The sequence below is a fragment of the Bacillus sp. V26 genome (genome assembly GCF_034296245.1).
Lineage (GTDB): Bacteria > Bacillota > Bacilli > Bacillales > Bacillaceae > Bacillus > Bacillus halotolerans.
In genome coordinates this window covers 79,645-103,704 of record NZ_JAXKQF010000008.1, presented here as the reverse complement: position 1 = coordinate 103,704, position 24,060 = coordinate 79,645, and the positions used below count along the sequence as shown (strand labels likewise).

Annotated in this window: 25 protein-coding genes and 4 pseudogenes; 14 read left to right on the top strand and 15 right to left on the bottom strand. The window is 37.2% G+C overall.

Annotated elements, in window-relative coordinates:
* Positions 1–35: 35 nt before the first annotated feature.
* Positions 36–908, bottom strand: a complete 873-nt coding sequence (locus UJ203_RS19230; RefSeq protein ID WP_105955123.1) for a YitT family protein — start codon at positions 906–908, stop codon at positions 36–38.
* A 383-nt stretch (positions 909–1,291) separates the two neighbouring features.
* Here UJ203_RS19230 and UJ203_RS19225 point away from each other — a divergent pair, with 383 nt between their 5' ends.
* Both UJ203_RS19225 and UJ203_RS19220 read left to right on the top strand, forming a co-directional pair.
* On the top strand, positions 1,292–1,621 hold the full coding sequence (locus UJ203_RS19225; RefSeq protein WP_105955124.1) for a winged helix-turn-helix transcriptional regulator: 330 nt from the start codon (positions 1,292–1,294) through the stop codon (positions 1,619–1,621).
* A gap of 83 nt (positions 1,622–1,704) precedes the next feature.
* A complete protein-coding gene (locus UJ203_RS19220; RefSeq protein WP_248339696.1) occupies positions 1,705–2,277 on the top strand; it encodes an alpha/beta hydrolase in 573 nt (190 codons plus the stop codon).
* A gap of 255 nt (positions 2,278–2,532) precedes the next feature.
* On the opposite strand, the gene UJ203_RS19215 is transcribed toward UJ203_RS19220, so the two are convergent.
* Complete coding sequence (locus UJ203_RS19215; RefSeq protein WP_322013269.1) at positions 2,533–3,924, bottom strand: PLP-dependent aminotransferase family protein; 1,392 nt, start codon at positions 3,922–3,924, stop codon at positions 2,533–2,535.
* 154 nt (positions 3,925–4,078) lie between these two features.
* Between UJ203_RS19215 and UJ203_RS19210 the strand changes: the two genes are divergently transcribed.
* The gene (locus tag UJ203_RS19210) at positions 4,079–4,942 is read left to right on the top strand and encodes a DMT family transporter (RefSeq protein WP_227598939.1); all 864 of its coding nucleotides are present in this window, start codon (positions 4,079–4,081) and stop codon (positions 4,940–4,942) included.
* Positions 4,943–5,387: 445 nt separating this feature from the next.
* Here the strand turns inward: UJ203_RS19210 and UJ203_RS19205 are convergent, their stop codons facing one another.
* The 3 genes and pseudogenes from UJ203_RS19205 to UJ203_RS19195 form a co-directional block, all read right to left on the bottom strand.
* Entirely contained in the window at positions 5,388–5,957 is a 570-nt protein-coding gene (locus UJ203_RS19205; RefSeq protein WP_305934861.1) for a flavin reductase family protein, read from the bottom strand.
* 548 nt (positions 5,958–6,505) lie between these two features.
* Positions 6,506–7,354, bottom strand: coding sequence for a MerR family transcriptional regulator (locus UJ203_RS19200; protein ID WP_202853811.1), 849 nt, complete (start codon positions 7,352–7,354; stop codon positions 6,506–6,508).
* A 348-nt stretch (positions 7,355–7,702) separates the two neighbouring features.
* Positions 7,703–8,295, bottom strand: a pseudogene (locus tag UJ203_RS19195) (type 1 glutamine amidotransferase family protein).
* Between the two features lie 574 nt (positions 8,296–8,869).
* On the opposite strand from UJ203_RS19195, the gene UJ203_RS19190 reads away from it, so the two are divergent.
* Positions 8,870–9,760 (top strand): DMT family transporter, encoded by an 891-nt coding sequence (locus UJ203_RS19190; RefSeq protein WP_322013267.1) that lies wholly within the window; start codon positions 8,870–8,872, stop codon positions 9,758–9,760.
* 469 nt (positions 9,761–10,229) lie between these two features.
* On the opposite strand, the gene UJ203_RS19185 is transcribed toward UJ203_RS19190, so the two are convergent.
* From UJ203_RS19185 to UJ203_RS19175, 3 genes are read right to left on the bottom strand one after another with little or no spacing between them, the layout of a single operon-like run.
* Positions 10,230–10,847 carry an FMN-binding negative transcriptional regulator gene (locus UJ203_RS19185; RefSeq protein WP_248339692.1) on the bottom strand — a complete coding sequence of 206 codons (618 nt, stop codon included), beginning with the start codon at positions 10,845–10,847 and terminating at the stop codon, positions 10,230–10,232.
* Positions 10,848–10,870: 23 nt separating this feature from the next.
* The gene (locus UJ203_RS19180; protein WP_105955134.1) at positions 10,871–11,389 is read right to left on the bottom strand and encodes a GNAT family N-acetyltransferase; all 519 of its coding nucleotides are present in this window, start codon (positions 11,387–11,389) and stop codon (positions 10,871–10,873) included.
* A 23-nt stretch (positions 11,390–11,412) separates the two neighbouring features.
* A complete protein-coding gene (locus tag UJ203_RS19175) occupies positions 11,413–11,865 on the bottom strand; it encodes a MarR family winged helix-turn-helix transcriptional regulator (RefSeq protein WP_305934862.1) in 453 nt (150 codons plus the stop codon).
* 114 nt (positions 11,866–11,979) lie between these two features.
* Here UJ203_RS19175 and UJ203_RS19170 point away from each other — a divergent pair, with 114 nt between their 5' ends.
* From UJ203_RS19170 to UJ203_RS19160, 3 genes and pseudogenes are all read left to right on the top strand, one after another.
* Positions 11,980–12,624 (top strand): YczE/YyaS/YitT family protein, encoded by a 645-nt coding sequence (locus tag UJ203_RS19170; protein ID WP_305934863.1) that lies wholly within the window; start codon positions 11,980–11,982, stop codon positions 12,622–12,624.
* 232 nt (positions 12,625–12,856) lie between these two features.
* Positions 12,857–12,967 (top strand): annotated as a pseudogene (locus UJ203_RS19165) (hypothetical protein); the annotation flags it as partial.
* A gap of 19 nt (positions 12,968–12,986) precedes the next feature.
* The gene (locus tag UJ203_RS19160) at positions 12,987–13,688 is read left to right on the top strand and encodes a hypothetical protein (protein ID WP_322013264.1); all 702 of its coding nucleotides are present in this window, start codon (positions 12,987–12,989) and stop codon (positions 13,686–13,688) included.
* Between the two features lie 209 nt (positions 13,689–13,897).
* Here UJ203_RS19160 and UJ203_RS19155 read toward each other — a convergent pair whose 3' ends face one another.
* The 3 genes and pseudogenes from UJ203_RS19155 to UJ203_RS19145 all read right to left on the bottom strand — a co-directional run.
* Positions 13,898–14,491 carry a YdeI/OmpD-associated family protein gene (locus tag UJ203_RS19155; protein ID WP_248339689.1) on the bottom strand — a complete coding sequence of 198 codons (594 nt, stop codon included), beginning with the start codon at positions 14,489–14,491 and terminating at the stop codon, positions 13,898–13,900.
* Between the two features lie 339 nt (positions 14,492–14,830).
* On the bottom strand, positions 14,831–15,208 hold the full coding sequence (locus UJ203_RS19150; RefSeq protein WP_105955138.1) for a hypothetical protein: 378 nt from the start codon (positions 15,206–15,208) through the stop codon (positions 14,831–14,833).
* A gap of 164 nt (positions 15,209–15,372) precedes the next feature.
* Positions 15,373–15,621, bottom strand: a pseudogene (locus tag UJ203_RS19145) (tetratricopeptide repeat protein); the annotation flags it as partial.
* Between the two features lie 89 nt (positions 15,622–15,710).
* Here UJ203_RS19145 and UJ203_RS19140 point away from each other — a divergent pair.
* The 3 genes from UJ203_RS19140 (at position 15,711) to UJ203_RS19130 (ending at position 17,254) form a co-directional block, all read left to right on the top strand.
* Entirely contained in the window at positions 15,711–16,094 is a 384-nt protein-coding gene (locus UJ203_RS19140) for a VOC family protein (protein ID WP_105955139.1), read from the top strand.
* Positions 16,095–16,224: 130 nt separating this feature from the next.
* Entirely contained in the window at positions 16,225–16,563 is a 339-nt protein-coding gene (locus UJ203_RS19135; protein ID WP_322013260.1) for an MmcQ/YjbR family DNA-binding protein, read from the top strand.
* A 229-nt stretch (positions 16,564–16,792) separates the two neighbouring features.
* Entirely contained in the window at positions 16,793–17,254 is a 462-nt protein-coding gene (locus tag UJ203_RS19130; RefSeq protein ID WP_105991449.1) for a CarD family transcriptional regulator, read from the top strand.
* A 1,177-nt stretch (positions 17,255–18,431) separates the two neighbouring features.
* On the opposite strand, the gene cspC is transcribed toward UJ203_RS19130, so the two are convergent.
* Both cspC and UJ203_RS20970 read right to left on the bottom strand, forming a co-directional pair.
* A complete protein-coding gene (gene cspC / locus UJ203_RS19125) occupies positions 18,432–18,635 on the bottom strand; it encodes a cold shock protein CspC (protein WP_010333137.1) in 204 nt (67 codons plus the stop codon).
* Between the two features lie 648 nt (positions 18,636–19,283).
* Positions 19,284–19,382: a molecular chaperone TorD family protein gene (locus UJ203_RS20970; RefSeq protein ID WP_415859198.1), complete on the bottom strand. Its 99-nt coding sequence runs from the start codon at positions 19,380–19,382 to the stop codon at positions 19,284–19,286.
* Between the two features lie 183 nt (positions 19,383–19,565).
* On the opposite strand from UJ203_RS20970, the gene UJ203_RS19120 reads away from it, so the two are divergent.
* The 3 genes from UJ203_RS19120 (at position 19,566) to UJ203_RS19110 (ending at position 21,679) form a co-directional block, all read left to right on the top strand.
* Positions 19,566–20,594, top strand: coding sequence for a fatty acid desaturase (locus tag UJ203_RS19120; RefSeq protein ID WP_322013256.1), 1,029 nt, complete (start codon positions 19,566–19,568; stop codon positions 20,592–20,594).
* 505 nt (positions 20,595–21,099) lie between these two features.
* Positions 21,100–21,339, top strand: coding sequence for a helix-turn-helix transcriptional regulator (locus tag UJ203_RS19115; protein ID WP_305934867.1), 240 nt, complete (start codon positions 21,100–21,102; stop codon positions 21,337–21,339).
* The gene (locus UJ203_RS19110; protein WP_322013253.1) at positions 21,329–21,679 is read left to right on the top strand and encodes a DUF2178 domain-containing protein; all 351 of its coding nucleotides are present in this window, start codon (positions 21,329–21,331) and stop codon (positions 21,677–21,679) included. Before UJ203_RS19115 ends, UJ203_RS19110 begins: the two co-directional genes overlap by 11 nt.
* A 231-nt stretch (positions 21,680–21,910) precedes the next feature.
* On the opposite strand, the pseudogene UJ203_RS20965 reads toward UJ203_RS19110, so the two are convergent.
* Both UJ203_RS20965 and UJ203_RS19105 read right to left on the bottom strand, forming a co-directional pair.
* Positions 21,911–22,000, bottom strand: a pseudogene (locus UJ203_RS20965) (hypothetical protein); the annotation flags it as partial.
* A 409-nt stretch (positions 22,001–22,409) separates the two neighbouring features.
* Complete coding sequence (locus tag UJ203_RS19105; RefSeq protein ID WP_322013251.1) at positions 22,410–23,144, bottom strand: NADPH-dependent F420 reductase; 735 nt, start codon at positions 23,142–23,144, stop codon at positions 22,410–22,412.
* A 232-nt stretch (positions 23,145–23,376) separates the two neighbouring features.
* On the opposite strand from UJ203_RS19105, the gene UJ203_RS19100 reads away from it, so the two are divergent.
* Complete coding sequence (locus UJ203_RS19100) at positions 23,377–23,736, top strand: winged helix-turn-helix transcriptional regulator (protein ID WP_305934870.1); 360 nt, start codon at positions 23,377–23,379, stop codon at positions 23,734–23,736.
* Positions 23,737–24,060 lie beyond the last annotated feature (324 nt).

Below are 24,060 nucleotides of genomic sequence, written 5' to 3'. Positions count from 1 at the left end.
GTATCTCGCTTTCGGGTTAGAAGTTGTGTTTTTCTCTAATGACTCGTATGTCTTCTAAAATTGCTGCCCTTCACTTCAGCTACGTCATATACGGTAACAAAGGCATTTTTATCAATTTCATTAATAATTTCCTTTAGTTTTGTTTCTTCAAGGCGGTTGATGACACATGTGATTTCTTTAAATTTCTCGTTGGAAAAACCGCCATAAGCTTCTTTATAGGTAGCGCTTCGACCTAACTGATCGCGTATTGTCTCTACCATTAATTCAGGCTGGGTTGAAATAATTTGAAAGGTTTTAGAACCGCTTAAGCCTTCCTCAACGATATGTATGACTTTGGACGCAATGTAGTAAGCAATGACTGACAGTAATGCCCCTTGTAAGCCAAATACAAGGGATACAAAAATAAACACAAAAAGGTTTAAGAATAAAATGAGATCGCTCGTTCCAAATGGCAATTTTCGAGACAGCAGCACAGCGAGCATATCAATTCCATCCAATGCGCCGCCGTTACGTAACGCTAACCCCATTCCCAATCCAAGGATAATCCCGCCAACAACGGTTATTAACAGGGTATCCCCCTCTATGATGGCTGGAGTGTGGTGGAAAAACATTGTGCCAGCGGCAAGTGATACGATTCCGATAATGGATAATAATGCAAAGTCTTTCCCGATTTGCTTATATCCTAACCAGACAAACGGGATGTTTAATGCTGCAATAAGGACCCCTAGCGGCAAATCAAATAGCTGTGAACCAACGATACTAAGGCCTGTCACCCCTCCATCAGATACACTGTTTGGAATGAGCACTGTTTCCAGTCCATATGCCGCTATAATTCCTCCAATAATAACCATTATGACTTGCAGAATCATTTTCGCTTTAAATTTTTTATGTTTTTTGACTGTATACATACCATTCCTCATTTCTCAAATATTTCGTTATATTTAACTATACCATAATAGATATTTTCAGCTAAAAACATCGTTTTTTTCAAATAAAGTAATTAACAGTAAGATTACCCTCTTTGACTTGGAACATTCAATTTGCCCGTGCCGTCTGTCGAACAAATCGCCCTTTCAGTTCAGATCGTGAACTAGGTCACAAATATCATTTGATGCAAGCTCTGACAGATTATGCTTCAACCCTGGCCAATAACTAGCAAGAGCCTTGGTTTCATGTTCGCAGCCGAGAGAACGTGAGCCGCCTCAGATTTACCCGCCAGGCCCTTTAAACTTCAACACCGAAATTCCTGATTTATTCTGTTATTATACTTTAAAAAGGAGGTTTGATTACAATGAATAGCCTGTGCCGCAGTAAACAAGCCCCATTTGAATACACCTTATCTCTTATAGGGGGAAAATGGAAAATGAGAATTCTCTATGAGTTAGGGTGTGAAAAAACGATGAGATACGGCGAGCTGAAAAGGGCTATGCCCTTCATCACCCATAAAATGTTAAGCGCACAGCTTAAGGAATTACAAATTGACGGCCTTATTCATCGGTCTGAGGTCTCTCAAGTCCCACTGAAAGTAGAGTATTCGTTATCTGACAGAGGGCGATCTTTGTATCCCCTCATAGAAGAAATGTGTAAGTGGGGAATGGCAGAAGGAATGCCTCATATGTAAAAGCTACTTACAAAAAAGTGCGTACTTGTTTCCCAATGAGAGGAATTTTATACTGAATGAAAATACTTCGTTTGGAGGAAAAAATGACAAAACAAGTCTATATCATTCATGGCTACAGAGCCTCCTCAACAAATCATTGGTTCCCTTGGCTGAAAAAACGTCTGCTCGCAGATGGGGTCCAAGCAGACATTTTAAACATGCCTCATCCGCTCGAGCCAAGACTTGAGGATTGGCTGGATACACTCTCTTTTTATCAACACACTTTAGATGAAAATACGTATTTGGTTGCGCACAGCCTAGGGTGCCCCGCCCTTTTAAGATTTTTGGAACATATTCAATTACGAAAACAGCTTGGCGGAATCATACTGGTTTCCGGCTTTGTCAAATCATTGCCCACTTTAAAGATGTTAGATGAATTTACACAGGGATCGTTTGATCATCAAAAAATCATCGAGACCGCGAAGCACCGCGCTGTCATTGCTTCTAAGAACGACCAAATTGTTCCATTTTCATGGAGCAAGGAGCTGGCACAACAAATTGACGCTGCGTTATACGAAGTCCAGCACGGGGGGCATTTTTTAGAAAATGAGGGTTTTACTTCTTTGCCTATTGTTTATGATGTGTTAACCTCTTATTTTTCAAAAGAAACTCGCTAAAGTCTTTCACACATCAGCTCATTCAATCGAGCCCGCTTTAGGAAAGCGGGCTTTCTAAAATCTCACTTAAAGCTTCATCAATTGCCTATCATCTGAAGTGTTTGATGCTGAAGAAGGTTCATATAGGAGTATCCATTCAAAAAGCATTCAAAAGTTATCAGGAGCGGGAGACTGAGGGCCACTTATATCTTCAGTATTGTCATTCATAGCTGGGGATATTTTAAAAGCCATCATCCCCTAATGACTCCAGACCTCTCATATCCTCCAGGCAGCTTTCAGTTTTTTGATGCCTTCTCGTATGTTGAATTCAGAAACTCCTGCAAACCCAAGTGAGACCCTTTTCGCAGGAGGATTGTTTTTATAAGAAAGTGAAACAGGGTAAATTTTCACCCCATGTTCCTTTGCCTTCTCAATCAACTCTTTTTCACTAAATGGCAAATAAACGTCAAGTAAGATACGAAGTCCAGAGTTTTCTCCGCGAATCCTGACATGCTTTCCTAGTTCTCTTTGTACAGCCTCTAATAAAGCGGCTCTTTTTTTCCGGTAAAGCTTTCTCATTCTGTTGATGTGTTTTTGCCACTCTCCGCTTTTTATAAAGTCAGCCAGCGTCAGCTGACTGTGGCAGGACACCGTTTGCTTATATAAGGACGTTATTTCATGGCCTTTTTTCAAAAGAGGCGAAGGAAGAATCATGTAACTGATACGCAGCGAGGGAAGAAGAGACTTAGAAAAAGTGCCCATATAAATGACACGGTTATGCTGGTCAAGCCCCTGCAAAGAAGGAACCGGCTGCCCTGTGTATCTAAATTCCCCATCATAATCATCCTCTATGATAAATGAATGACTTTCAGCCGCCCATTTGAGGAGCTGCATTCTTCTGTTAATCGTCATAATGGTTCCCAGCGTAAATTGATGGGAAGGCGTGACATATACAAGGTTCGGCTGCTGTTCTTTGATCTTCTTTATGCAGATTCCTTCATCATCGACCGGTATAGGAACGATATTCATACGATTGGCTTCAAAAATCTTCCGGGCTCTTGGATAACCGGGATCCTCATATCCTATGGAAATATTCGGTTCAAAAACCTGGCACAAGATTTGCAGAAGAAAAGGGTTTCCGGCACCTATGATGACTTGTTCAGGGACACAATGGACACCGCGTGATTGATACAGGTACTCCGCAATGAGTGTTCTCAGTGCAAACTCTCCTAAAGCATCTCCCGGCCGATAAAGCTCGTCGCCATATTGGTCTAAGCTATTGACCATGCTTCTTCGCCAAGCGGAAAAAGGAAAGTAAGAAGAATCTACATTTCCATAGTGAAAATCAATCCATTGTTTATTTTCTTGAACTTTTTCTTTAAAAGGTGATGCGCTCGGCATTTTACGGTAGGCAAAATCAGAATCATGATAATCAGCAAACCATCCGCTTCTTGGCTTGCTCACAATATAGCCTTCAGCAGCAAGCTGTTCATAGGCACGTTCTACAGTCGTTTGACTGATGGAAAGCTGACTCGCCAAAAGCCTCTTTGATGGCAGTTTCATTCCTTTTTGAATACGCCCCTGATGCATGTTTTCTTTGAAATACTGATAAAGCTGCTGATAAAGCGGAATTTCCAGATTTCTATTTAAAAAAGGCGTGATATCCATTTGCGCGTTTCCCCTAACTGGTATGCAATTTTTTATGAAAACTGGCTGTTTTTAAAAGGTCAATTACAGTTTATAGTCATTGTAATCCTTAAATACAGGTTTTGATAAGAAAAATTGATCTTTTAAGAAGAAACATATTATGGAGTGATTGTAAATGAACAAAGCAACAAATGGCTGGATGAATGGTTTTCTGGGGGTGCTCATTTTCAGCGGATCGCTGCCTGCGACCCGCTTGGCTGTGGCGGACTTCGATCCGTTGTTCCTCACCGTGTGCCGTGCTGCGATAGCCGGTGTATTGGCTGGATGTCTCCTACTCATCTTCCGGCAGCAGCATCCTGCCAAAAGAGACATCATTTCACTGTTGGTAGTAGCGCTCGGCGTGGTGATCGGTTTCCCGTTGCTGACAGCCTTAGCGCTTCAGTATGTCACATCCGCCCATGCGATAGTCTTCATTGGGCTTCTTCCGCTCGCGACAGCGATCTTCGGCGTACTGCGCGGAGGGGAACGCCCCCGGCCAGCTTTCTGGATTTTCTCAGCTGCAGGCAGCTTACTAGTAGCAGGATTCGCCCTCATCCAAGGCGGAGGATCTTCCCCGATCGGCGACGCGTACATGCTGGCTTCTATCGTCGTATGCGGGCTCGGTTATGCAGAAGGGGCCCGGCTCTCGCGGCGGCTGGGAAACTGGCAGGTGATCTCTTGGGCTCTCGTTCTGTCGCTTCCTCTTATGCTGCCATTGTCATTCTATTTTACGCCGGACTCATGGTCGGGCGTCGGCGTTCCTGCACTGCTCAGTCTTGCGTATGTATCCTTATTCAGCATGCTGATTGGCTTCGTGTTCTGGTATCGGGGTCTCGCACAAGGCGGTATTGCGGCGGTTGGACAGCTGCAGCTTCTTCAGCCCTTCTTTGGACTGCTGCTTGCCTCAGTGATTCTGCACGAGAAAGTGGGCTGGGCACTCGTAGCAGTGAATATCGCCGTTATATTGTGCGTGGCAGCTGCTCGGCGATTCGCAAAGTAAGATAGGCTATGCAAAAACGGGGAAAACCTTTGTTTATTCCAGTTTCACTTTAACGAGTGAAACAAAAAGAAAAAAACTGCAAAAGCTAAAGAGAACATTAAAAAATACCAGGGGTCTACAACCCTTGGTATCTTTGATGCGGCCGAGAGACTTGAACCTTCATGGTTTATTCACCTACTAGGCCCCTAAATCAAAGCTTATTTTCTTTACACTCCGTATATTCACTTTCCCATCATTTCTATATGTTTATATGAAATGTGATTTAAAAAATGGAGTCGGTAACGGGTATTTAATCAGTAAAATACGTTTACTGTTACGTCATTTATTGCTTCATCACCTCTTCTAAAGGCATATATTGAGGGTCAAATTCTATCGCAAACCGCGCATAGGTGGTGTTATGAGCATGTATGCCACGTAACAATAAAGGTGGAGAAACCTGAGTGTTTCAATCAGTTTCGGAATCAAATGCGTGCTGACGTTCCTCTGCTTTACTATTTAATATTCGGTAGCTGGACTTTCCAATATGAAGCGGAATATCCAACTTTTCTAAATTTGGCATTCCATTTCTTAAGAAAAGCTCTTTATCTTGATATCTCTGTAAAACTTCTCCCACAATCCACTCTTGATCGCCCAAAGTGGACATACTGTGTACTTTACACTCATAAGCAAAATACGCATCAGTTAAAATCGGTATCTCAGCTTTTAATCCTTCTTCGGATTGAATATTAAATTCTTCAAACTTATTGATATCTCTGCCACTATGGGTGCCTAATGCTTGAATTAATTCCGAACATCTCCCTGGAAGAAAATTCACACCGAAAACACCACTTTTCTCAATCATTTTGTACGTATATGTCTCTTTGTTTACTGATATCCCATACATTCCTGGAGAAGATCCGATATACGTATGCCACCCGGAAGCCATTGCGTTTTTTTCACCTTCATATTGAGCCGTAACTACAGCTACCATTCCAGGGTAGGCGTACCAAATTGGTTCATCTATCGGTGCTCTCATATTCATCGCTCCTTTTTTTATATTCATTTTTTATTAGGATTTGAGATACGATAAAACGTGTTTCAACGTAAAGCTAAAGCAGCACGTACAGCTCTAATATGATTCACTGCATTGTTATGAGGAATCTATCTTCCTTCACTATAGCCAGTAGCGATAATAATGAATCAACCTATACCAAAGCAGTATCTCCATCGTATGTTTCGTTTAAGGATTCAAAAGGAGCAAGTTCTGCACCGCAATCGCCGCAAGAACGTAATACGATATCAGGCCTGTGCTTTTGAATTGGCAGATCGAGCTTGCTTTAATAAAACACTCCTATCAACAATCCCCTTCTCTTTTTCAAGGCTAGGTACTTCTTCAAATGGACCTTTCGTTTTAAGATGCAAGCCAGTTTAATAAATGGGCTCCCAGTACATGACGATTGGTTTCCGCCTTGCCATTGCGTCACGAGTAACCGAAGCATCTTGCCATCTTATACATCCTCCCTTTCAAATATTCATAAGAAGATGCACAAATCATAAACCCTATAGCAACTATAGGGTCAAGGATTAGTTATTTTTTAGCACTCTTAATTCTGTAAGGAAGTTTTCTTCTCTTAATGAGTGAAAGTCGATTGGAAGAGAAACTTGATATACTTTTCCATCTGTTTGGATGCCATGAGATTCAATATATTGATAAAGCTTACGATAATATTCATCATAATTTTTTGCAGACCAATCAAATGCGATACATACATATTCACCGGACGGGATCGTGTCTAGCGTTATGTTTTTTTCTCCTATGTCTATCTCTTTTCCATTTCGAACAGTCGTATAAATACTGTTACAATAAATGTCACGAGAATCCTTATAGGGCTTGAAAGCATAAATGAATCCATAATAGTTATCTACTACATCTCCTATTTTTTCTACAACATCAGCCAGCTTTCTGTAATACAAATCTGATTGATGATGAGGATTAACTTGAGGCGTCTCCACTTTTATTATTGTTTGTTCATCTATATAACGAAAATAAACGAAACCTTCGTCTTTTTTATTGCATATGTCTACTTGTTCATTAAGCTGATTCCTTCTTCTATGAAGTAATTGCCGGGCACGTTCAAGTTTTTCCATTTCTTGCACAATCATGTTTTCTTGCTCCTCAAGAAAGTGTTGCATATGTTCAGGGGTACAAGTATTCGAGCTGAAACGCTTGATTTCTTCCAGAGGTGTTCTAATATATTTTAGATACTTGATAATATCTAAATAAAAGAACTGTTTCACATGGTAATATCGATAGCCATTATCCTGATCTGTATAATCAGGCTTGAAAACTCCGATTCTATCATAATAGCGCAATGTTTGAATTGAAATGTTATTGAGACGGGCTGTTTCTCCAATTGTAAAATATTCCTTCATCCATTATCATCCTTTCTATCTGTTAGCTCTTCAGAAATTCTTTCATTTACCTATTCACAAATACGGCTTAAATCCTAAACTCGAGTAAATAGAAATCCCTAAAATCTGCTGAAGACGAGTTTTATACCAAAATGAATACATGTATATCCGAAAGCCAATATTAGACTTTAGAAAAAAAGCTTAATCTCCCAAAAAGATTAAGCTTTTCCCCTTTACTATGCTTATACTCAGCCCTCAACATTGCTTTGTTTTATGAAAGCTTGTTTTCATTACAACATCACTTCTGAGTATTGTTAAAACATGTTTTTTATCGTCGAAAGTATATAAAACTCAGTTGAATGATTTCGCTCATCTCTCTATTGAATTCATTAATTCGTAGAAGTATTCAGGCTGATGAGTCTTATTGAGGTTATACCATGAATGTAATGTATCTGACGCAAATACATCTAATTTTTTCAATACTTCCATCGTAAATTCCAGAGGAGCTACTCCTGACGCAGTAATCAAATTCTCACCAGATACCGCAGGCCCCACCTCATAAAATGTTTCTCCTTTATAATGAGGACAGACCATTTTAAGATACTCTAAGTCATTGCTTGTATGCTTTCTGGAATCTAGGTATCCCATATTCGCGAGGCCCTCCGTTGCACCGCAAATTGCAGCAACAATAGTGCCCGCTCTAAAGCTTCGCCAACTTTTTTCAAGATAGGCTGATGAATTTCTTCTCCCCAAGTATTCGCTCCAGGTAAAATGAGAAGATCTTTACTCTCAAGAGTGCACTCACCAACGGAAATATCTGGTTTTATGCTCAGACCTCCCATTGTAGTAATCATTTCTTGACTAACTCCTACTGTTACTACTTTAAAAGGTGCTGCATCTTTTTTGAAATATCTTCCTGAGTTTAGTTCAGCGATTAAATATCCATATTCCCAATCTGACATTGTATTACATACATATAGATAAACTTTTTTCGTTTGCATCCAATCACACTCCAATCACAATTGATATAGCCTATTATATAACTTCCCTGACAGAAGTTATCGTACTTGATGACATTAATTCTGACAGAACATCAATAAGTCTTTTCTTTAAGGCTTATTCGCTAAAAATAGATTTACCGTATAAGTAAAAGTAAATAAGGTAAAAGGCCTTAGCAGAATCATTCTGCGATGAGAGTTCCTTTGGTGTGGTGTTCCGAGTAGAGATATTACCTCTAAATCTGTTATTTTATGAATTACCAGGAAGTCACAATTAATTATAAAACCCATAAGGTTTCATGTATAATCTATCTAGAACCAACTTTTTCGCAATATCAAAACTTTTAAAAAATTAATATAAATAGGGGGATTAACATGCTACTCTCAAATACAAATCTATACACTTGGAAGCCATTTTCTACTTCACCGCCACCGCCGTTTACTCCAGCTGTTGAATCAGCAGTGAATAAGCTTATATTTAAAACAGATTAAGAATCTGCGAAATATAAGCTGTTTCGCAGATTCGAAGGAGTAGACAATGAAATCTAAGATTCAGTTTATATTATCAATGATCATTTTCGGCACAATGGGTTTAGTTGTAAGATACATTGATTTATCTTCGAGTGAAACAGCTTTACTAAGCAGTTCAATTGGATGTCTATTTTTAATAGTCGTGTTTATGATGATGAAGAAAACCATTCCATGGAAATTAGTCAAAGTAAATGCTTACATCTTATTTCTTTCTGGTATTGCATTAGGAGGGAATTGGATCTTTCTTTATCAATCGTACGATCATACAACACTTACTAATGCAACACTAGGGTATTACTTTGCACCTGTGTTTGTCATGATTCTCTCACCATTTGTCCTTAAGGAACAATTATCTGTCAAAAAAATGGTTTGTATTGGTGTAGCGATCATAGGCATGTTATTGATTGTTGGAAATGGCATAAATGCATCTGGAACAGACGATCTGCTTGGGATCTTTTTTGGATTAGTTGCGGCTGCATTTTACGCTGCATTGATGTTACTAAATAAATTTATACACCGCATGGGCAGGCTGGAGATTACAATCATCCAACTTGGATTAACAGCATTGCTGCTCTTGCCATATGTGTTTTTCACCAAAGGATTCGGTATCTTTGGAGTATCTGGATCATCCGTTCCTTTTATCATCATTTTAGGGATTGTAAACACTGGAATTGGATTTTGGTTATTTTTCTCGGGGATGCAAAAATTAAAAGGACAAAGTATTGCTATGTTAAGCTATGTAGACCCATTTGTAGCTATATTAATTTCTGCCATTATCCTGCAAGAACAAATGACCATTGTTCAAATGCTAGGTGGTGCACTCCTTTTAGGCTCAACATTTGTTAGCGAGAATAAATCAATCACATTTTCCAAAACGATTAAAGAAAACATCAGCTAAGTAACGTACAAAACAGGGGGAAGCATTTGTTCCCCACTGTTTTGTTTCTTTTGTTTGCAACTTGACCCAAACTAGCCTGACGATTACTGCCATTACTAGTGTCACTTGTTTAACCTTTCGAAATATTAAAAGAAGCTGCTATGCGTAAAGTGCATAAAAAAATAATACCAAAGGCAGTTAAACCCTTGGTATCATTAGGATGCGGCCGAGATGACTTGAACCTTCACGGGTTATTCACTAACAAGCCCTCATTCTGAAAGCTTATTTTCATTACACTCCGTATATTCATTTTCCGTCATTTCTATAAGTTTTTATGAATTGTGATTAGAAAACCGAAAGAGCCACGCCAGAAGCCTCTGCTAAAAACAACAAGTGTTCCTTGAACTTTCACAAGAAGGCTCTGCAGCATCAAACATTTGAGCAGTACCACGCATTCATCCCAAGTTCGCTAATAAAAGCGGACTGATATTTAATCTTTTAATCGCTTTTCCATCAGTTCTGCCATTTGTTTCGAATTTGGATTTCCTTCATGTCGTAATTGATCAATGATATTCATATAATCCTTTTCATTTCGGTTCTGACTTAATTTATATGAAGCCTGAATCTCTCCCACCTTCATCTTAAATCCGACAATACCTTTCAGCTGACTTTCTAAGAGCTGAGGAGAAAGCTTATCCCATAAAACTGGATTCTTGCGGTGTTTTTCGTATTTTTGCAGTAACATTGTCAGGTCATGTTTTAACTCTTCTTCGTTCAAAATGCTGGCTGTACCGTATACATGTACGGCTTGATAGTTCCATGTTGGGACATTTTCCTTTTCATACCAAGAGGAAGAGATATAAGCGTGCGGTCCCTGAAACATAACAAGCACATCTTCACAGGTTTCAAATGTTCTCCACTGAGGATTCCCATAAGCAATATGCCCCGTTATATAGTAAGTATCTCCCTCTTTCATTAACTGCAATGGCAAATGAGTTGCAATTGGTTTCCCTTGTGCTGTTGTGACAATTGTGCCAAATGAGTTGTTTTGAACAAAGTCCCAAATGTCATCTACATTTGTCACCTTATAGTATTTTGGAATATACATATAAACCCGCCTTTCATAAAAAGTTATACGAGTGTTTTGATCATGATAAAGTCTATTTGTTCTTCATCACCCATATAAAAAGAGTGAGCTCCAGTTTGAACAAACCCCATTTTCTCATAAAAAGCAATAGCATTTTCATTTTTTTCCCATACGCCTAGCCAGATTTTCTTTTTATTAGATTCCAGCGCAATCTCCACAGCTTTATTGAACAGATATTTACCAAGGCCATGTTTTTGAAATTTGTTCTTGATATAAATCCTCTCGATTTCTAGTGATTCATCACCCATTTCTTCAGATTGAGCCTCATTGGTATTGACCTTTAAATATCCAGCGACTTCATGATTAAAATAAACAAAAAAGAATTGTGAAGAGATATTAGATAATTCCTTTTCCAACTGTTTAGAATGAAACGCACTTTCCAAATAAGCTTTCATATTTTCAGGTGAATTCTGGTCTTTGAATGTATCATTGAATGTTTCAATACTTATTTCTTGGAGTATTTTTAAATCTTCATGGCTGCACTTTTTTAGTTTTACACTCATTGTCATATATGCTCCTTTTAAAATTAATAATCTCTCTTGTTCCCTTTTTTTACATACTCCCAGTCAACTTCTACATTTTTTCTCATTCTTTGAAGAAGGTAAAAAATGGTTTCTGCTTCTTTTTCAGAAAATCCTGCTAATGCGACACTATTCGAATGATCATTTTCTCTTTTTATAACGGGAAACACATCTTTCCCTTTTTCTGTTGGAAAGAGTTTTTTTATCTTTTTGTTATGTTCATCATCCATCTTTTCAATAAAACCATTTATTTCGAGTTTTTTTATTGCACGAGCTGCGGTTGTTCGGTCTACTTTAATCATTTCAGCTAACTTTTCTTGAATGATTCCTGGGTTTTCACATATTCGGACAAGGTACAAATACTGCCCTTTTGTGAGGTTATATTCTTTAAATTCTATATTGCTTATCGAATCTAATGCCCTGGCAATCATTCCGATTTCGCGAAGAATTTCCTTCATCATGACCTCCTTAGTACATATCTTTGTTGCAAATACAACAAAAATGACCTATATTGAATATAACGTAGCTTTGTTGTATTTGCAATAAAAATAACGAAAAAGAGGTCGAGTAAAGTGAAATATACTTTTTATGTATTAGGAATTTTCATTTTAACTCTTGGTATTTCCTTCACTATCCAATCAGACCTTGGAACTTCACCCTTTGATGCAGTTGTGGTAGGACTGTCTAAAAATGTGGGGCTTACAGTGGGAAGCTGGGAAATCATAATAGCGTTCATATTGATATGCTGTAATTCAATTTTAAATAGACAAAGACCGGAAGTTTTGGGGATGTTAACAGCATTTATAACGGGGATTGGGATTGATATGTGGCTTTTTTTATTCCACAATTTGATAACACCTGACCTATGGTTCAGCAAAGTGATTTGTTTTGGAATCGGCTTAGTCGTTATAGGATTAGGAACTGCAACCTATTTGTACACCAATTTTGCACCGATTCCAGTTGACCGATTAACATTAATCATAAAAGACTTAACTAGAACAAATATACTTTTTTCGAGAACATTCATTTACCTCGTATTCTTGATAGTTGCAATGATTTTAAATGGACCAATTGGCGTCGGGACTTTGTTAACCGTTTGTTTAGGAGGAATAATCCTTAATTCCTTTATGCCATTTACTGAACAAATATTAGACCGCATATTCACACACTCTAGTACATCACCACATGATGACAAAGATAAAAAGCATTCAATATAGCCTGCTTCATGTAAAAGGAAGTGGTTTTTTATTTTCGCAGTGTCAAAACACAAATATGATAGGTGATTCCTCAATGACATCTACTCGTATATCGTGTGGCCACCATTTCAAAAAGCTGTCGAGATTTACTCGATTGAGCTAACATTCGTTACCACTCCTTAAACAATTTTTTCGAACTTTCATATCTATTCCATGGTAATATTTAGATATAACTAACTGAAAGGATTGGACAATGATGGTATTTGAAGCTAAGACTTTGTTTACTGAAGCTGAAAAAAGAAAAAAAGATGATAAAAAACTGAAAAATCAACTGATTAAGCTAAGAAAAGCATGTAAGGCTGTTGAGGGTGAGGAATGAAATAATGAAGAAACTGAGAAATATTTTTTATTGCAATGTTGTCCTGATGCTGCTCGTCTTATTGCTCGTTGGATGTATGGGCGGTAAGGAAGAAACATCAAATAATGATTCTGCATTACAATCTGAAAAAAATAATAATGAGACTGAAGATAGCAACCAAATAGCTAAGGACGAATCAGAGGCAACAACAGGATCAGAAGAATCCGTAACAAAGAATTCAAATGAAAATGCTTCAACAGAATCCTCAGCGGATGAATCAAAAGAAACCTCTTCAGAAGGACAAAAAAACGAGGCGAACAGCAAAAAAGACAATGTATTGGCGGAATATTCTTCTGAGAAAATCGAATATGCCAGAGTTTGGTTGCAGCTTGGAGCAAATCAAGAGATAGATGAACTGAATGTTCGGCATATTTCGGCTGGCGAACCACTCAATCCGAATGATGACACCAGTGCTGGCTATCCGGAAGATGTTATCCAGTTAGCAGGCTCTCGTTTAGTGGATGGATCTGTAACTTATAGCGGTAATGGCGATGGCACGATTAAAGTATACAATGTTCCTTTACGCTGGGATTCCTCTGATGATTTAAGTAAAGGCGTAATGCGGGAAGTGACTGAGAATATAATAAAAAATACAAAAACAGTGTACGTTGATACAGGAGACAATGAAAAAATCAAGCGCCTCATTGACATAATGGCTATTCATTAATCAGTAATCGTTTTCTTCAAACGAAAATGCAAATAAAATAAGGGACGGTTCTTTCATACATTGAACCGCCCCTCTGTATTTTATGCTGACACAAGAAATACCAAGGGACTCAAAATTCTTGGTATCACGGTTGCCTTCATCCTTCAATGCTTCTTGTATGACAGATTCATAGAAATCTCACTTAGCAAAATGCCTTCCTGGCGAATATCCTAATCCTTTAATCCCTTTCCATCGAGAATTTTCTTCATATATTTTTCAACCCTTGACTCTCGAGTTTTGGATTGTTTGGCCTGAGAAAAATAAAGAATGTATGCTCTTTGCCGTCCCGGGGTCAATGCTTCAAAAGCCGTTTTCAAGGCAGGGATTTCATCGAATTTATGCTGAAGTTCTTCTGGAATGATGTATTCCGTATTCTTTTTAACATTCACTTCCAAACCGGCTTTTTCAACTTCAATGGCTTCATCAATATAGGTTTTCAAGATGGGTTCCATTTCAGCTATTTCCTGAACATTGGTGAACCGAATCTGGCGCGCCGCCTGTACATTCTCCGTTTGTTGGATGAGAATCCCATGAGGATCCTGTAACAAGGCGCCTTTGTGAAACAGAAGCGCACAATATTCTTTAAATCCATGTATTAAAACGACGTTTTTTTTATGAAACGTATAACAAGGATGCATCCACTTAAATTCTTCAGTCAGCTCACAGTCAAGAACGATATTTCTCAACCGCTCATATTCTTCTTTCCACTTTTCAGCTTTACTTAAAAATTCATCAACCTTAGGATTCGTTCTGCTATTTGTCATCAGGACCCCCCTCTTTTCCAAACAGTTTGCTTTTTCATCACGTTAGCTTCACCGGTTTGATCGTACTTTCCTCTAACAATTTTTTAGGCTCTTCACTCATTTAGATATCACACTCTTGATTTTTTTTCATCCCCTTCCCCTTAATTGGTATTTTTGACATCACGGTATTTGTTTTATTCTCCTATCAGCAATTATATAGGTTCCGTCTTTATTATGCATTCATAGATTAAGCTTAATAAAGAAGCTTTTTATCACGATCATGTTGGTGTCACTGATAAATGGGAAGGCCTCTTTCCTCAACATTAGGGATAAAGCTTTTCAATAAAAGCAACTATTATATTAAGATTTAACCTCTTTATTCCTATCAATTAATAAGGTTACTACAACACTAATTATGCTGACTAACGTTCCTAAAACAGAAACAAGAATTGTCAAAAAGCCATTGGGAATAAGAAATCCAATTGGAATCATCCCCAGAAAAGTTAAAACGATAAAACATTGATATACTCCAGATATTATTCTTACAACCATGTTGCCAAAAAAGGACATGGCTAATGGAGGGATGAATAAAAATACAACTATCCCAATTGATATCATTAAGATCATAGGCTCATCAAATGAAATGACATTATCTCCAGGGGAATCTTTAGCAGCCACTAGTATAACAACTATAGACATCATCAGTGTAAGTAAAACCAGAAAAAACCTTTTTAACATCGTTATGACTCCTTTTTTTATAAATGTGCCTGTAAACGGGTATTCTGCCTTTTTCCATTTCATAACCATTTTATATTATTCAATGAAAAAATAGGCAGTCAAAACGCAGCTACCAATAATATTTATCACCACTTACTATTAATGCATAAATTTACATATTGGTAAATAACCACATTATATTCATATGTGACTTTGCAATGCTTTACGTTTTTCTTTGCAGCTTCCAAAGAATTCAAAAATTGTTCCTAGGCTCTTTCATAATTTAAAAAATCAATCAGGTTTCCTGCTACAATAAATGGACAACGTATAATTTGGACAGTTTCTTACACTCCAAAAATGTTGAGTGCACGATTTGCAAAATTTTTGGAGAAATACGTTTGTTTCATATAATATACATAAGACACTTTGAAAAAAGCCGGAACAGGACTTCTGACAAATGTGTGGGTTGTTTTGCTTGCAGCCAGTATCATGCGTCATAAATATCAAAGGAGGCAAAAACAGTATGAAAATCATTGTTACCAGTATATTCGTACAAGACCAAGACAAGGCACTGGAGTTTTATACAGAAAAGCTGGGGTTTGTAAAAAAGGAAGACGTTCCTATGGGGAAATTCAGGTGGATAACACTTGTTTCTCAAGATGATCAAGATGGAACCGAACTTTTACTCGAACCAAATGAACATCCTGCCGCTAAGGAGTATCAAAAGAAGATATTCGCCGAGGGCTTCCCAGCAACAATGTTTGGCGTTACAGATATTCAAAAAGAGTACACACAATTAATGGAAAAAGGCGTGAAGTTCACGATGGAGCCGACAAAAATGGGAGAAGTCACAATAGCTGTCTTCGACGATACATGCGGCAACCTCATTCAAATCATACAGAAGTAGCTACATGACGTTCTTATATTAACACCTAATAGTCAAAACGATTAAAACAGATTTTACTTTGATATATAATGATCTAGGAATCATTGGCTCATTTATCTATACTCATAAATTATAATGGCGGTGGCTTATTATGACTCTGAATGAAATAATGGATTACTGCCTGTCTTATCCAGACACCTATAAAGACTATCCTTTTGGTGAAGGATGGACTGTGATGCGTCACAAAGGTAATAAAAAGTTGTTTGCGCTTATCTTTCATCTAGATGGTCATCTATGCATCAATCTTAAATGCGAACCTGAGCGCGCCAATTTTCTGCGCAGCATCTATAAGGAAGTGAAACCCGGTTATCATATGAATAAAGACCACTGGAATACCATTATTTTAGATGGTGCCCTCTCGAAAGAAATTCTAGGTGATATGGTGCAACATAGTTTCGAATTGACAAAGCCGAAGAAGTCTCATAGCTAAAATGAAAAACTGATCTATGTTAATGAGTCGAGGTTTCAGGATATACACGGACCAATTGACCTTTCCTTTATTGGAAATCATACACGTTCCGTATTGTTTTTGCTTGATCTGATTTACTAAAAAAAGTTATTGACAACAAAAATATTATCATGTTATTATTAAATATTTTGATTATCCACCTCCATGTATGGTAAGCTTAAGAAGGTTACCATATACGGAGGTGGATGATATGTTTCAAATTGGCGATAACATTGTTTATCCAATGCACGGAGCAGGTATAATTGAAGCCATAGAAGAAAAAGAATTCTTAGAGGAAAAACAACAGTATTATGTCATAAAAATGTCAATCAGTAATATGAAAGTTATGATTCCAACGCGTAAAATATCGAGTTCAAGTATACGACCAGTTACTGATATACTTGCATTAAAACACATTATACACATTTTTCAGCATGGAGAATCAGATAGGTTACTGCCGTGGAAACAAAGGTATAAAGTAAACACGAACAAAATAAAAACGGGTGAAATACAAGACGGCGCTGAAGTTGTACGTGATTTAATGCGTATGAAGAAAGAAAAAGCACTTAATGCAAGCGAAAAAAAAATGTTGGATCATGCATATGAATTTTTGATCAGTGAACTGGAAGTAATTAAAGGAATTACTGAAAATCAAATAAAAAGTTTCTGTTAAGGTTAATATTACACCCTGAAAACATTCTGAATTTTTTGTTAGTATGACGATTAAAAGTAAATCCTTTCAAAGACGTTCAACTTTTTTAACTTACTTTTAGAACATTAACCTCTTTTGTTATTCCTACAATCGAATCCATTTTTATTATTTAAATTTCTTCAACGAACATTTGAAGTTTATCAAATAGTCACTTGATTTTAGTACCTGATTCACACTGGCACGGACAAGGAGCCGTAAGGATGAAAGAGAGGTAGGGCTTTCATTGTTTTAGGTATATCTAAGTGATTATTTCCAGAAAAAATCAATCAATCTCCCCTCTATCTTTAAGAATTTCTTATATCCACTGCGACAGCCAATAGGAATTGTTTATCTTCTTTTCATAAAAGAAATACACGAGTTGGTAACATCTAAATATATGGTCAACAATAAAAAATGATTTATAATTCATTTAACATAATAAGAGCCAACGTAAGAATTAAGTAACGAGTTAAAGAAGCCTGCTTCTAATAAGAATCAGTCTTATGAAAAAATTGAAGTTGGTGGAATTCTTGTAGATGAACCAGCTGTATTTTAATTAATCAACAATACATAAAAATTGTTGAATGAACGAAGAAAAGGAATGATCCTTTTTGTTTACTGCTGGTAATGAATTTAAAAAGGAGGGTGTAGGAATTATCATGGATTACTTTTAAAATAAAAATAACGCCAACTAGGAATCGGTACTGCGTTTAGTGTAACGCTTTTGGCGGATGGCATACGACACATTTATGTTGGCCATTTTTTGAATTTCGTAGATATTTTTTGTTTCCTCGCTACATAGTATTGGTCCCGAACTACGGCTGCCAAGCTTTTGGAACAGGAAAAGAAAAGATAAACTTTCAATCAAATGGTTCGCAGGACTTGAGATTGTGAACTCTTGTACTTAAATTAACGGGCAGGTTAGCCAAAAAGAAAGAATATAGTCGAAATAAAAAATAAATAATTTATATACATTCCGCATATTGTCAATCCAGTATGTTATACTGTAAACAAACCTTTGAAGCGTTAAATCTTTTGCTATTACCTTGTAACATCTCCCTACTCGAACGTTGAGTAGGGTTTTTTTATTGATTATTATAAGAGAACATAAAAAAACAGGCCCTATATAAAGAGCCTGTTTCTATAGAACGATTTAAGATTAAGAAGCTTTTTGAACGTTAGCAGCTTGAGCTCCACGAGCACCTTGCTCAACGTCAAACGTTACTTTTTGACCTTCGTCTAAAGATTTGAATCCGTCACCTTGGATTGCAGAGAAGTGTACGAATACGTCGTCTCCATTTTCACGTTCGATAAAGCCAAAACCTTTTTCTGCATTAAACCATTTAACTGTACCTTGTTCCATTTTTGTTGCCTCCTAGTGCGTTACCGCACATTGTATTACTATCCCTGCCCAAAGTATCATCAAGACGAAAAGTCAATATTCATACTATCCTTTACACCGAACAAAAATAATTCTTCTTAATCATAACACGAAACGGAAATAAATACAAATTAATATTATCATTTTATTCACGGCATTATTTGTTAAACATGTGGATGCCAGCGCAGAATAAAAATCCTATTCATCACTGTGGTTTGAAAACACCGTGAAAATGAATCACGAGTGTCTTCAAACCTTTTTCTTTGCTTAATCGTACTTCATTATTGATTGTTAAAGATCGATTTAAAACACTCAGCTGTTTCTTGTTCAAGCGCAAGATATTCTTTTAAAAGCTGGGCTGTTCACTGGGAAAGCTTTGTTTCTGCAGGTGTTTCCAAACGGTCACTCATGGTATATGCCCATTTGCCAAGATGTTCATAAAAATATAAAACTTGACCTCAAATCATCTTCCTTTTCTTCATTACCCCTTTCCAAAGGCTTTTTCATTAAGAAACTCGGAAATTCGAGCTCAATATTAATGGTCTTCTAGCTCTCCTTATTTTGACACTCAAAAATCAATCCATTTTTGCGGTAGTATTTCCTTACTTGTCATGTTTGTTCCTCAAACAATCAATGTTTACGGTCTAAATAAACCGATTCCCATAGGGAAGCAGGGAGAGCGTTTGGCCTTATAAAGAGCTGGGTATAATCTTCATACACCATTTGTATCCCGGCTGGCCCTGCTAATAAAGATTTAGTTGAGCTGGAAATCAGCTTCTCATTTCCAATAATTTAACATAGGGATGGGAATGATACTTATCATATATGGAGTATGACAGCTGAGACTTCAAAGGTCATAAAACGTTTTCTATACTTAAAATAAGAACATCAGGGAAGGGGAAACTTTAAAGAATGAAGGAACAAAACTTAAGGACTTTGAGAAAACTGGTTACACCTTATGAAAAGTCCGATTTACAAAAAAGTATTTGTCAAATCATTAACACATTGGCACCATTTTTCCTGTTATGGTGTTTGGCATATAAGAGCTTGTCGATTTCTTATTTCCTTACATTAGCGATTTCTGTCGTTGCGGCGGGTTTTTTAGTGAGAACCTTCATCATCTTTCATGATTGCTGCCACTATTCCTTTTTTAAGAACAGAAAGGCGAATCGAATCCTTGGAACAATAACAGGAATTCTGACTCTGCATCCTTTTGATCATTGGGCACACGACCATTCTGTCCATCATGCGACAAGCAGCAACCTGGACAAACGGGGTACAGGCGATATTTGGGTACTGACTGTTGAGGAATATAAGGAAGCCTCAACGAAGACGAAAATCATGTACCGTTTGTACAGAAATCCGTTTGTTATGTTTGTTATTGGGCCGATTTACGTCTTCGGGATTACCAATCGTTTTAATCGTAAAGGGGCAAAATACAAAGAACGGATGAATACGTATGTAACGAACCTGGGGATCGTCGCTTTGGCAGCACTTTTATGTTGGGCTATCGGCTGGCAAAACTTCCTGCTGGTTCAAGCGCCAATTTTTATGGTATCGGGATCCCTCGGAATTTGGATGTTTTATATTCAGCATACGTTTGAGGATTCTTATTTTGAAGAAGATAAGCATTGGGAATATGTAAAAGCAGCAGTGGAAGGAAGCTCTTTTTATAAGCTTCCCAAAATCATGCAATGGCTAACAGGCAATATCGGTTTCCATCATGTTCATCATTTAAGCCCGAGAGTCCCAAACTATAAGCTTGAAGAAGTACATAACAGCACTGAACCATTGCAAAACGTTCCGACCATCACACTGGCAACAAGTCTTAAGTCGTTAAAGTTCCGCCTATGGGATGAAGAAGGCAAAAAATTTGTTGGTTTTAGCCACTTAAAAAAAGCTTCTAAAAGCCAAGCATCAGTGCGGCTAAGAGCGGATTAAATAAACTCCCCATAATCGATGATAAGGGGCAGTGTATCTTGCAGAATAAAAGTGCAGACTCGCGCAAAGGTTTTGTGCAGAGGTCAGCACTTTTTTAATGCCAGATACACTTGCAGGCTCCACAATGCGGTACATTTGTTGCCGTATTTTTCGCAAAAAAATAATATCAAAGGTGATTAAATTTTCATGGTTTATTATGAATTCTGGGCATTAATCGGGCACCTTACTCAGACCACTGAACGCTACATTGAATATTATCACCCGCTTGTACCACTCTAACCGTTTTTTACGCACTGAATATCATAAAATGCATCACCAAAAACCATAAATTAACCAGATTGATATGTGAACCTGACGGAATCATGATTTTCGTCAGGTTCTTCTGCATTCTCCCTTGTTAAATCAAAGTAATCTAAGCAAACATAAAGTTATTTTATACTTTTGTATAAGTTCACTTTACTTTTGTTAAAAGTGATTTTATAATTTGATTCAAGAGGTGATGGTCATGAAGAAAGATTTTGGTGATTCGATATCAAATAAGGTTTATGAATATCGTGTACTTGCCCGAATGTCTCAGCAAGAATTAGCAGAGAAAGTCGGGGTTTCCAAACAAACCATCTTCGTAATGGAAAAAGGAAATTATGTTCCGACTCTGCTATTAGCTTTTCGAATTGCCGAATTTTTTAATGTTGATGTAAACGATATTTTTACTTATATGAAAGGAAATGATCAAAATGATAAGTAAGTTTTTCTCAGATTTCCAAAACGAAATTTTTTCCACTTTAAAGTCCTGGGCTGAACAATCTACGGGAAATTGGAATATTCTCATTGGCGTTGGTTTTTTACTGGTTATGGGTAGTGCGGTTTTTGTCTATGTATTTTATAAAAAGATTGGGCAAGACGACGAACGGACAAATAAAATCTATTTGAAAAGCAGTTCCTATATGCTGTTGGTAATTATTCTATGTGACATGATTTTTCCTAAAGATGATATGTGGACCATCTTTTTCTTGTACAAATATGCGCTGGCATTTTTAGCTGCTGGAATTCACCTAACCGTCCAATATAAAAAGGATTTTTCATAAGGAAAGGTCGAGGAACGAGGCTCAGCCATGGATGAAGGATTAGACAATAGTTTCTTACAGACTGATGATAATCAACCCCTTAAGCCTGAGATTGATAATTTCCACTTTAAGAAGCCACCAATCTCCGTGTTTGAATGATGATTGGTGGCTTTTTTATATACGGTGGTGCAACTTGTGATTCAGTGGTGCATTTCACGATATTGGATGGTGCAAAAGATGGTTAGAGTGGTGCAATCGGGTGATAATGTTCACTTGGTCAAATACCGCCCTAAATCGTTCCACTTCCGGTGCAATTCCCACCGTTTCATATTCGCCATCCCCGCGCGTTCTTAGTCAAGTGGGCAGTTCATGGGCAGTGGACAATTGCAAAAATTACCAAAGTAGTCAGAAACCATTGGTATCATTAATGCGGCCGAGAGGACTTGAACCTTCACGGGTTATTCACCACTACGCCCTCAACATAGTAAATCCATATCACTGGTTATGAAAGCTTATTATCATTACACTCCTTATATTCACTTGCTATCATTTCTATACGTTTATATCAATTATGGTTAAAAATTGGTGAGCCAAATCTGTCAGAGAAGAATTTAATTTAAAAGCGAAATAAAAAGCTGCATACTCAGGAAAAAGCTTTGGCGAAAAAAGAAAGAAGCAAACATATTTATGTAAATTTGTGGACATACATGATATACAAAAAGGTGCGCTCTAACTGAGTGCACCTCTTGATTTATGAATTGTATATTTCTCTGTTTAGATTCACAACATACTTGTGTGAAAATTCAACATCCTTTTTCTCTGCAAGTATTTCCATCACTTTGTCGCGTAGTAATGGTGCTTTTTCTTTATTCGCCTTTCTCAACGCTTTTGTGAGTTCATCTTTTGTTAGCTCTGTACAGTAAGCAGGAGTTCCTGGCTGCTGTCTCCAAGAGTCACTTAAAGAACCACTGTCTACTGCATCGAAGCCTAACTCGGATACTACATCAATGACTACTTGTTTTTGTGATGCGTCATTACCAGCAACCGCCATCGCAATTCGTTCACTAGAATTTGCGGATGTTCCTTCGTTTTCTAAAGTATAGGCTAATAAGTTGTTGAACGCTTTAATGACAGGTCTGCCTAATTGATTTGAAACCCAAACACTTTCAACTATCCCGTTCTCGATTTCTTCAATTTTGTCATCTCTAAAAGGATAGTAATTTGAAGTATCTACAATGATTACTTCCTCTCCGACTTGATCGATAATGTTCCGAATGCTTGGCATTGCTTTTGTAGGAAGAGATATTATAAGAACATCAATATTTTTAATTGCATCCTCTACGCGCATCGGTGTTCCAGCCAACTCTTTTCCTTCTAAATATTCAATTCCCCTTGCATCTGCAATTTTGACATCATGCCCATTCTTAACTAATTTTTTAGAAATAATTGAGCCAATTGATCCTGCACCTATAATTCCGAATTTCACTATTTTCCCTCCTGAAGAATTTGTATATAAAGGTATAATTTTGCTTAAAGTTAGACAATTGTATGTTTACCAAATCATAAGCATATAATCATTAGCTATAAAAAACGTGTGGAGTATTGAATATTTCTTTTACATATACTAGAATAAAACCATTTCTCATCTTTTTAAAGTAGGCAATAAAAATTGCCGTAGTACATTTTTTTGTACTTAACAGTAGAAAGCAGGTGAAAAGATGTCTAGAATATGTAAGGATGGATTTGACAAAGAGTATATAAAGGAACAAAGAGAAGTATATGGTATTGCCTATGCCCAAAATATGCTTTCAGGACGCTGGAAGTATATTATTCTTTGGTTTTTAAAAACAAAAGAACGTCGTTATAGCGAAATTAAAGCTTTTTTATGGGACATTTCACAAGGTTCTCTAACAAAACAGTTGAGAGAACTAGAAACAGATGGATTAATTAAGCGAGAGGTTTTTCCTGAGGTACCTCCACGTGTTGAATATTCATTAACAACTAAAGGGCGTGAATTTATCCCAATAATTGATTTGATGGAGAACTTCGGCAAAAAATTCGGGGAGAAACCTGAGTGAAATAATAAGTAGAAAGTAAATAACCTATTTATTCGAAAAAGGAATTATACCTATAGCCATAGGGATAATTCCTTTTTTATTAAGAGACCTTCTATGATTACAGCACTAAATCCTAAGCAGGAGACAACGTCAACTTATAACTTGTTTATTTTTTAATTTTATTTCTATTTTATCTTTCGTTTTTGTTACGAACCCAGCAAGTGAGGCTACAAAACAAGCAATACTAAATGTGAAAAGTGAGGAATTTATTGAATTCAAATCCAGTGTCAGACATTTAAGAACAATCCCTTCAGAAGCTGGAAGAAAAGCGTTCGAACTTAGAAC